We start from the raw sequence: 9,145 nt of genomic DNA, 5'->3' as shown, positions 1-9,145 counted from the left end.
GTGGGAGCGAGCCTGCTCGCGATAGCGTCAAGTCAGCCCCACCGGTGTCAAGGCGCCTACCGCTATCGCGAGCAGGCTCGCTCCCACAGGGGAAAGTAGCGTTCTTCAGGTCGGGGTAGGCGACGATAAAAACCGCAACAGCGTCGCAACGATAGCCTCCGGCGCGTCTTCCTGGACCAGATGCCCTGCGTTCGGGACAGGATGGAACTGCGCGCCGGGGATCAGTTTTTGTAGCGCCCGGCCGCGCTCGATGGGAATCCACTGATCATCCTCGCCCCAGAGAATTTGCGTCGGGCAGCGCACGGTTGCATACAACGGCTCGACCTCGCGGGTATAGCGCTCGTCCATCTGCGCGATCTGCCGATAGAGCGCGGCCTGGCCGGTCTCGCCCAGCCAGGGCTGCACGTACGGCGCCAGTTCTTCATCCGGGATCTGCCGTTTGATCGCCCCCCGAATATACGTCGGCACGATGGCCCGCTGAATGTAATCGGGCAGGCCGCTGAACGCCGCTTCATACTGGCGCACATGCTGGACAAAAGGTGAGCCCCAGGGCGACAGCGCCACCGGATCGATCAGGGTCAGGCTGCGGTAGTGCTTGCCGTTGAGCAGGTGCGTGCGCAGGGCGGTTGCGCCGCCAAAATCGTGGGCCACCACGTCCGGGCGATCCAGGCCCCAGTGTTCCAGCAACTGTGCGAGCAACTGGTTTTGCACACCGAGGGAAACATCTGCGTCCGGCTGTGCGGATTGGCCGTAACCCAGCAGGTCAAAGTAATGCACCTTGTGAGTGGCGAAGAACAGCGGGGCGATTCGGTGCCACACGTAGGAAGAGAAGGGTGTGCCGTGGACAAACACCAGCGACGGGCCGTCGCCGTGGACGGCGTAACGGATGCGGTGCCCGTTGAAGTGGTATTCGTGGTCCAGGGGCCAGTTGGTCATGATGGGAGCTTCACTGGAAATGGCTCAGGGATAGAGCATAGACCCGATTCACATGGGAAAAAACCGATTGTGGCGAGGGAGCTTGCTCCCGCTGGGCCGCGAAGCGGTCCTCAAGCCAGAAGTTGCGGTGTATCAGGTTGAATAGAGTCGCTGCTTTTGGGGCTGCTGCGCAACCCAGCGGGAGCAAGCTCCCTCGCCACAGGAAGCTCCCTTGCCACAAGGAAAGTGGTTACTCGCCGCGGTAGATGCAACCGCTGGTGCAGGTCTCATGGATGCGAATGGCGCACAGTTCCGGCAGCAATGGCTTCAACTCGTTCCAGATCCACTTGGCCAGGACTTCGCTGGTGGGGTTCTCCAGGCCAGGGATGTCGTTGAGGTAGTTGTGGTCCAGGCGCTCGTAGAGCGGCTTGAAGATCGCCTTGATCTCCGAGAAGTCCCGAATCCAGCCGGTGTGCGAGTCGATGTCACCGCTCAGGTGTATGGCCACTTTGAACGAGTGACCGTGCAGGCGGCCGCACTTGTGACCGTCCGGCACGTGGGGCAGGCGGTGGGCGGATTCGAAAGTAAATTCTTTGAAGATTTCCACAGGTTCAGGCTCTTTAAAGGTAGCGGTCGCGAGGCAGGCGGCGGAGTTTATCAGTTTGGTTCCGGCGTTGCGCGACCGTGCTGACTAAAGGGTCAGCAAACGCTCGCCCAGCCCCCCGTTGGCCGCCAGCTCAAGAAACTCGTCACCGAGCCGGCGGCTTTCGTCCATCGCCGTGCGCCAGTATTTGCGGCGGCTCGTGTCATCGCCCATGAAACGCTTGAAGTCGTTCCGGTCTGGCAGTTTGCCGAAGGGCAGGCGCGCCAGGTATTCACGGGACGGCGCCAGCAACAGCACGTTCTGCAGACGCTCGACGTTCCCCCGGCGCCATGGCAGGCCCTTGTCGAACCAGCCAGGAATGACCCGGTCGGTGAAGTGCGGATACAACACGATGTCCTCGCCGCTGTAGGGCAGGTCCAAGTGGTAGTCCAACAGGCCGCCGTCGCGGTAGGTGCCAGCACCGGCGCCCGGTAGGTCACGCACGCCTTCCATCACCATCGGAATCGAGCCGGATGCCAGCAGCGCCTGGCGCAGATTCCCGGCCTCCAGCGGGACGAAGCGTGACGGAAAGTCGTTCAACGGGTGCAACGGCGGCGCCCGGCGTGGGTCGTGGACGATCAGCCGTTCGAAATGCCGCGACAGGCGCGCTCGGCCTCGCAGGTTGTCGGCGATCACCGACGACAATCCCAGGCCGAGCCGCCCGCGATGATCCTGGGCCAGCCAGCCGTGACTTTTGACCACCATGATGTTGAGCCGGTAATGCAGGTTGTCGAGGATCGACGTGTCGCGACCCTGAAGCAGATCATCGAGCATGCGTTGGGAACTCTGGCTGACCCCGGCCATGGTCACGCCTTTGGCAAAACTTTGCTCGTTGTACAGGGTGCCCAGGCGCCGGATCCCCTCGGCGGCATCCGGCAAGCAGGCGCTGGCGAAGCGCCAGGAACCCACCGAGGCACCGATCAGCGAGCGCTCCCGGGGCGCGGCGGGCAGCCACTCGCCGAACAGCGCCAGGTCCAGCCCCTGAATGCCCAAGGCCTTGGGGCCACCGGCGGCACCCGGCAGAATGCCGACATCGGCAGCGTTCAGGCCAGCCTGGCGAATGCGTGCCAGAGCACGCGGGCCGGCCTTGAGGGTCAGGGCAGGGAACTTGATGTGGATGGCGGTCATATCGGTCTCGAAGGGTGCAGCGGATAATTTAACGACATCATCCCCTGTGGGAGCGAGCCTGCTCGCGATGGCGGTACGTCAGTGTCAACAATGTTAACTGACAGACCGTTATCGCGAGCAGGCTCGCTCCCCAATGATCTGTGTTCAATGATGGCAATTCAGTTTCAGTTAAGTTCGTCCCGATACAGTTCCCGGTGAAGATTACAAAAAAGGAGATAATCCATGAACCGCCTGACTGCCTTTTCCATTGCGATCTTGATGGCCATCAGTGGCCTGGCCAGCGCACGAGACCTCACGGCTGACGAAGCCCAAAAGCTGCAGGACGCTGGTACCATTCTGTCCGTTGAAAAACTCAACGCCACTGTCTTGTCCGAACACCCTGGCGCCACCTTGACCGATACCGAGCTGGAACAAGAGTACGGCAAGTACATCTATCAGGTGGACCTTCGCGATGCCCAGGGCGTTGACTGGGAACTTGAATTGGACGCGGTTGACGGCAAGGTGCTCAAGAATCATCAGGATCTGTAATGAAGCTTAATTTACGCCCCCGCAGCCGTTGGGCGCTGGCGCTGTTGGTATTTTGTTCACTGGCGGTTGCCCGGGACCTGGACCAGGATGAGGCCCTGCAATTACGGCAGCAGGGCGTGATCCTGCCTCTGGAACATCTGCTGCAACAGGCGCTGGATCGCCACCCTGGCGCCAAGCTGCTGGAGGCCGAGCTGGAAGAAAAACATGGCGTCTATATTTACGAGGTCGAACTGCTGGCTACCGACGGCGTTGTGCGCGAACTGGACCTGGAGGCCGCGACCGGCCGTTTACTCAAAGATGAGGAAGACTGATGCGCCTGCTTCTGGTGGAAGATCATGTTCCCCTGGCCGACGAAGTGATGGCCGGGCTGACGCGACAGGGTTACGCCGTCGATTGGCTCGCTGATGGTCGCGACGCGGTTTATCAGGGCAGCAGTGAGCCTTATGACCTGATCATCCTCGATCTCGGATTGCCCGGTGTGCCAGGGCTTGAAGTGTTGGCTCAATGGCGCGCGGGTGGCCTGAGCACGCCTGTGCTGATCCTGACCGCCCGCGGTTCCTGGGCCGAACGCATCGAAGGCCTCAAGGCCGGGGCCGACGATTACCTGACCAAACCCTTTCATCCCGAAGAGCTGCACCTGCGGATCCAGGCGCTGCTGCGCCGCTCCCATGGTCAGGCCAACCAGCCGACGCTCCAGGCGGCCGGGCTGCATCTGGATGAGGGACGCCAGTGTGTGAGCCGCGACGGCGTGGAGATCCAACTGACCGCGGCCGAGTTTCGCCTGCTGCGCTACTTCATGCTTCATCCCGAGCAGATCCTTTCCAAGAGCCATCTCGCCGAACACCTGTATGACGGTGAAACCGAGCGCGATTCCAATGTGCTGGAAGTCCATGTCAATCACTTGCGGCGCAAGCTGGGCCGCAGCGTGATCGAAACCCGTCGCGGCCAGGGTTACCTGTTCGGCGGGCAGGCGCAGTGAGATCGATCCAGCGGCGCCTGAGCCTTGGCCTGATCGGTGTAATGGTGGTGGTCGGTCTGGTTCTGGCGCAGACCAGTCTGTGGCTGTTCGAGCTGGGTTTGCAGCGGTATCTGGAGGCGGGGCTGCGCAACGACAGCGAGAACCTGCTGGTCGCCCTGGTGCGTGGTCCGCAAGGCCTGCAGCTGGATGAGCGACGCTTGTCGCCGGCCTATCTGCGACCGTTTTCCGGGCATTATTTCCGCATTGATTTTGCCGATGAGCATTGGCGCTCCCGCTCCCTGTGGGACCAGGAGTTGCCCCGTCTCGACCATCCGGGGCTGCACAGCAACCTGCAATTGGGGCCTGAAGGTCAGAAGCTGCTGGTACTGCGTACCGACTATCGGCGTCTGGGCCAGGCGATTTCCATCAGCGTGGCCCAGGACTACACGCCCGTGCGGGACAGCTTCCTGCGCATGCAGCAGATCGGCCTGGGACTTGGCTTGGCAGGGTTGCTGCTGATTCTGTTGTTGCAGCGCATCACGGTGCACCGCGCCTTGCGCCCGCTCGACAAAGCCCGGGAGCAGATCGCCCAGTTGCAGCGCGGGCAGCGTTCGCAACTTGACGAACAGGTGCCCCGGGAACTGGAACCGCTGGTGGCGCAGATCAACCATCTGTTGGCCCATACCGAAGACAGCCTCAAACGTTCACGCAACGCCCTGGGCAACCTGGGACATGCCCTGAAAACCCCGCTGGCGGTGCTGCAAAGCCTGGCTGCAAATGAAAAACTCGACCCTTACCCCGAGCTGCGCAAGCTGTTGCTCGAACAACTGGAGCAGGTCCGCCAGCGCCTGAACCGCGAACTCAACCGCGCCCGGCTGTCCGGCGACGCTTTGCCCGGTGCCCATCTTGACTGCGACGCGGAACTGCCGGCGCTGCTGGCCACGCTGAACATGATCCATGGTGAGCACTTGCACTTGGCTTATGTCGCACCGCCCGGCCTGCACCTGCCCTGGGATCGTGAAGACCTGCTGGAGCTGCTGGGCAACCTGCTGGACAACGCCTGCAAATGGGCCGACGCGCAAGTGCGCCTGACCGTGAGCGAGACAGCCGAGGGGTTCAGTCTGGTGGTGGAAGACGATGGGCCAGGCATTCCCGCAGACCGCCGCGATCAGGTCTTCAGTCGCGGCACGCGGCTCGATGAGCAGACCGATGGGCACGGGTTGGGGCTGGGCATCGTACGGGACATTGTCGACACCTGGGGCGGGACGCTGGCGCTGGGCGACAGCGAATGGGGCGGGCTGAAGGTCACGATCGAACTGCCCAGACGCTGATCCCTCATTTGTCCTCGGCCCCTTGTGGGAGCGAGCCTGCTCGCGATAGCGCCGATTCAGTCACATCAATACCGGCTGACAGATCGCCATCGCGAGCAGGCTCGCTCCCACATTGGTTTGGGGTTGGACTCAAGATATCGGTGTACCCCGCTCCCACAGGTGGATCGGCTGCGGATGTTAAACCCGCCGCATGCCCCTTGCAGCTTCTCGCCGCTTCCTGCAAAGTCGCGACCTTTTTGTCCGGTGGCTCTCCATCGCTGTGCTTTGAGGTAATGATGATAAATGCAGTAATTGCCGCGGTTGGCGTGATGCTGGTGCTCAGTCTGTCCCGCGTGCATGTGGTGATCGCGCTGATTATCGGCGCTCTGGTGGGCGGCCTGACGGGTGGCCTGGGCATCGACGCCACGCTCAAGGCGTTCAATGCCGGCCTCGGGGGCGGGGCAACGGTGGCGTTGTCCTACGCTTTGCTGGGTGCTTTCGCCGTAGCGATTGCCAAGTCCGGCATGGCGCACGCGTTGGCCGACAAAGCCCTGGCCATGGTGGATCGCCAGGATGTCGCCGCAGGTTCGGCGGTCAAATGGGTCCTGATCGGTTTGCTGGGAACGGTAGCGGTCGCCTCGCAGAATATTCTGCCGATCCATATCGCTTTTATCCCGCTGTTGGTGCCGCCGCTTCTTTATGTGCTGACCAAGCTGCAGTTGGACCGCCGGTTGATTGCTTGCGTCATGACCTTCGGCCTGATAACGCCCTACATGTTCCTGCCGGTGGGCTTTGGCAACATTTTCCTCAACGAGATCCTGCTGGCCAACGTCGCCCGCAGCGGCGTGGACGTCAGTGGCATCAACATCACCCACGCCATGGGCATTCCGGCACTGGGCATGGTGTTTGGCTTGGCCATGGCGTTTTTCACGTATCGCAAAAAGCGCGTGTACGACCTGAAAACAATTGCCAGGGCTGAGCAGGTCACCACACGCTACAACCCGTTGAGCCTGCTGGTGGCGGGGCTGGCGATCGCGGCGGCGTTCGTCATTCAGCTACTGCTGGATTCGATGATCATCGGTGCCCTGGCCGGGTTCCTGATTTTCTCGGTATCGGGGGTGGTGCGCTGGCGCGAAACCGACGACCTGTTCACCGAAGGCATGAAGATGATGGCGATGATAGGTTTCATCATGATCGCCGCCTCGGGCTTTGCCGAAGTGATGAAGGCGACGGGTGAAGTCCAGAGCCTGGTGGAAACCTCGGCGGCCTGGATCGGACATAACAAAGGCATCGGCGCCCTGTTGATGTTGCTGGTGGGGTTGCTGGTGACCATGGGCATCGGCTCGTCGTTCTCCACGGTACCGATCCTGGCGACGATATTCGTGCCGCTGTGCCTGCAATTGGGTTTCAGCCCGCTGGCGATCGTTTGCATCGTCGGCACCGCCGGAGCCTTGGGTGATGCGGGTTCGCCCGCTTCGGACTCGACCCTGGGCCCGACCTCCGGCCTGAACATCGATGGCCAGCACCACCACATCTGGGACACCGTGGTCCCGACCTTCATCCATTACAACCTGCCGCTGCTGGTGTTTGGCTGGGTGGCGGCGATGGTGTTGTAACTCAAGACCCTGTCACCTTCATCGCGAGCAGGCTCGCTCCCACATTGGTCCGCTGTGGACACAACATTTGTGAACACCCCGATCCATTGTGGGAGCGAGCCTGCTCGCGATTGGCCTTCAGATTCAGCAAACCGGTCCGCTAGCGGCTCGCGATAGCTTCCTCACCTTGTCCTACAGTTTTCCCACGTCGTGCCGTTAACACAGTTAACCACGCCATAAAACCGACAAGAGTGACCAGTATGCGCCTGAGCCTGAAGGCTAAAGTTTTGTCCTTGGCAATACTGCCTGTATTGCTATCCGCCGTTATCATCAGCCTGACCACGGCCTTTATTCTGAAGGAACAGGCCGGCAAAGAGGTCCAGCAAACCCGTGAACGCTTGCTCAGCGACGCCAAGGCCACGCTGCAGAATTACGTAGCGGTGGGGCTGACGGCCATCAAGCCGATATACGATGCGTCGGCGCCCGGGGACAACGCCGCGCGGGCCGAGGCGATCAAGCTGCTGTCGAACGTCGCCTACGGCAAGGACGGCTACTTCTTCGGTTACGACTCCGAGACTGTTCGTCTGTTCAAGGCCAACAGCCCCGACGGTGTGGGCAAAAACTTCAAGGACAACCGCGATCCCAACGGTGTCTATGTCAACCGTGACCTGGTGAAAGTCGCCAAGGACGGGACCCACTATCTGGAATACAGCTCCCCACTGCCCAACAGCAAGGAACTGGTGCCTAAGCTCGGTTACACCGAATACCTGCCCAAGTGGGACATGGCTGTCGGCAGCTCGGTCAACCTGGACGGCATCGAAGCCCAGGTAGCACTGGTGGAGGCCAAGGTTCACGAACGCCTGCAAGGCGTGGTCCTGAGCATCGTGGGTATCGCTGTGGTGGTATTGCTGGTGATTGCGGTGGTGGGCATGTTGCTGGCCAATGCCATCCTGCGTCCGCTGAATCTGATGAAAGACAACCTCGATGACATCGCGGCGGGCGAGGGCGACCTGACTCGCCGCCTGGCGATCACCAGCCAGGACGAACTCGGCCAACTGGCCGGCTCGTTCAACCGTTTTGTCGACAAGATCCACGGTCTGGTACGGCAGATCACCGAAATGACCTCGCAGCTGACTGGGCTGGTGGCGCAGGTTTCCGAGCAGGCGCAGCGCTCGGAGCAGGCCATGGAGCGTCAGCGTCACGAAACCGACCAGGTCGCCACGGCGATCAACGAGATGTCTTCGGCCGCCCAGGAAGTGGCTCGCAGTGCCCAGGGTGCCGCCGTCGCGGCCCAGCAGACCGACGAAGAAGGCCAGTCCGCCAAGCGTGTGGTGGCCGGCAGCATCCAGCAGATTCATGCACTGGTGAACGATATTCGCAGCAGCGGCCTGTCCCTGGACAGCTTGCAGCAGGACGTGGCTTCGATTGTCAGCGTGCTGGGAGTGATTCGCTCGATCGCCGAGCAGACCAACCTGTTGGCGCTGAACGCCGCCATCGAGGCCGCTCGTGCCGGGGAGGCGGGACGCGGTTTTGCCGTGGTGGCTGATGAAGTGCGGGCCCTGGCTAGCCGGACCCAGCAAAGTACCCAGGAAATCCAGGGCATGATTGATCGCCTGCAATCGGGCACCCACGCGGCGGTGGAAGCCATGCGCCGCTCCAGCGAAGCGGGCGATGGTACGTCGGTACAAGCCAACGAGGCCGGGGCGTCCCTGGACACCATGGCGCAGTTGATCGGCACCATCAACTCGATGAACGCCCAGATCGCCAGCGCCGCTGAAGAACAGACCGCTGTGGCCGAGGAAATCAACCGCAGCGTGCACCAGATCGCCGTGGCGGTGGACAGTGTTGCCGACGAAACCCAACTCGGTGCCCAGACCTCCCGCAGCCTGGCCGATCTGGGGCAGCGCCTGGGCAAATTGGTAGGGCAGTTCCGGATCTGACGTTCAGGAGCTGCCGAAGGCTGCGATCTTTTGCTCTCGATCCAGATGTTTTCACCTGGGCAACCGGGTCTTATCGAGAAAGAAGGATCGCAGCCTTCGGCAGTTCCTGCCGGACACAGGCAAGCACG

Annotated in this window: 9 protein-coding genes; 6 read left to right on the top strand and 3 right to left on the bottom strand. The window is 61.7% G+C overall.

All coding sequences use genetic code 11. The annotated features are described in order from the left end of the window. Window positions 1-105 precede the first annotated feature (105 nt). From HU811_RS21355 to HU811_RS21345, 3 genes are all read right to left on the bottom strand, one after another. The gene (locus HU811_RS21355) at window positions 106-936 is read right to left on the bottom strand and encodes an alpha/beta fold hydrolase (protein WP_186657967.1); all 831 of its coding nucleotides are present in this window, start codon (window positions 934-936) and stop codon (window positions 106-108) included. Window positions 937-1,165: 229 nt separating this feature from the next. After that, entirely contained in the window at window positions 1,166-1,522 is a 357-nt protein-coding gene (queD, locus tag HU811_RS21350) for a 6-carboxytetrahydropterin synthase QueD (RefSeq protein WP_186657966.1), read from the bottom strand. An 84-nt stretch (window positions 1,523-1,606) separates the two neighbouring features. Beyond that, a complete protein-coding gene (locus tag HU811_RS21345; RefSeq protein ID WP_186657965.1) occupies window positions 1,607-2,686 on the bottom strand; it encodes a patatin-like phospholipase family protein in 1,080 nt (359 codons plus the stop codon). A gap of 222 nt (window positions 2,687-2,908) precedes the next feature. Between HU811_RS21345 and HU811_RS21340 the strand changes: the two genes are divergently transcribed. The 6 genes from HU811_RS21340 to ctpM all read left to right on the top strand — a co-directional run bounded on the left by HU811_RS21340 (window position 2,909) and on the right by ctpM (window position 9,017). Further along, window positions 2,909-3,214, top strand: coding sequence for a PepSY domain-containing protein (locus HU811_RS21340; RefSeq protein WP_186657963.1), 306 nt, complete (start codon window positions 2,909-2,911; stop codon window positions 3,212-3,214). Continuing rightward, window positions 3,214-3,525 carry a PepSY domain-containing protein gene (locus HU811_RS21335; protein ID WP_092400368.1) on the top strand — a complete coding sequence of 104 codons (312 nt, stop codon included), beginning with the start codon at window positions 3,214-3,216 and terminating at the stop codon, window positions 3,523-3,525. The genes HU811_RS21340 and HU811_RS21335 overlap by 1 nt, the downstream gene beginning before the upstream one ends. Continuing rightward, the gene (locus tag HU811_RS21330) at window positions 3,525-4,193 is read left to right on the top strand and encodes a response regulator transcription factor (protein WP_186657960.1); all 669 of its coding nucleotides are present in this window, start codon (window positions 3,525-3,527) and stop codon (window positions 4,191-4,193) included. Before HU811_RS21335 ends, HU811_RS21330 begins: the two co-directional genes overlap by 1 nt. Further along, window positions 4,190-5,503, top strand: coding sequence for a sensor histidine kinase (locus HU811_RS21325; protein ID WP_186657957.1), 1,314 nt, complete (start codon window positions 4,190-4,192; stop codon window positions 5,501-5,503). The genes HU811_RS21330 and HU811_RS21325 overlap by 4 nt, the downstream gene beginning before the upstream one ends. 278 nt (window positions 5,504-5,781) lie before the next feature. Further along, window positions 5,782-7,098 (top strand): Na+/H+ antiporter family protein, encoded by a 1,317-nt coding sequence (locus HU811_RS21320; RefSeq protein WP_177193375.1) that lies wholly within the window; start codon window positions 5,782-5,784, stop codon window positions 7,096-7,098. A 239-nt stretch (window positions 7,099-7,337) separates the two neighbouring features. After that, window positions 7,338-9,017 (top strand): methyl-accepting chemotaxis protein CtpM, encoded by a 1,680-nt coding sequence (gene ctpM / locus HU811_RS27865; RefSeq protein ID WP_186657954.1) that lies wholly within the window; start codon window positions 7,338-7,340, stop codon window positions 9,015-9,017. Window positions 9,018-9,145 lie beyond the last annotated feature (128 nt).

It is taken from the genome of Pseudomonas tehranensis (assembly GCF_014268615.1).
In the GTDB taxonomy this organism is placed as follows: Bacteria; Pseudomonadota; Gammaproteobacteria; order Pseudomonadales; family Pseudomonadaceae; genus Aquipseudomonas; species Aquipseudomonas tehranensis.
The sequence above is the reverse complement of the archived record's forward strand: the minus strand, read 5'-3'. Positions and strand labels throughout refer to the sequence as shown.

Excerpts from the sequence above, each read along its gene's own strand:
- HU811_RS21345 (WP_186657965.1), bottom strand. The coding sequence starts at position 2,686 with ATGACCGCCATCCACATCAAGTTCCCTGCCCTGACCCTCAAGGCCGGC.
- ctpM (WP_186657954.1), top strand. The coding sequence starts at position 7,338 with ATGCGCCTGAGCCTGAAGGCTAAAGTTTTGTCCTTGGCAATACTGCCT.
- HU811_RS21340 (WP_186657963.1), top strand. The coding sequence starts at position 2,909 with ATGAACCGCCTGACTGCCTTTTCCATTGCGATCTTGATGGCCATCAGT.
- HU811_RS21330 (WP_186657960.1), top strand. The coding sequence starts at position 3,525 with ATGCGCCTGCTTCTGGTGGAAGATCATGTTCCCCTGGCCGACGAAGTG.
- HU811_RS21355 (WP_186657967.1), bottom strand. The coding sequence starts at position 936 with ATGACCAACTGGCCCCTGGACCACGAATACCACTTCAACGGGCACCGC.
- HU811_RS21335 (WP_092400368.1), top strand. The coding sequence starts at position 3,214 with ATGAAGCTTAATTTACGCCCCCGCAGCCGTTGGGCGCTGGCGCTGTTG.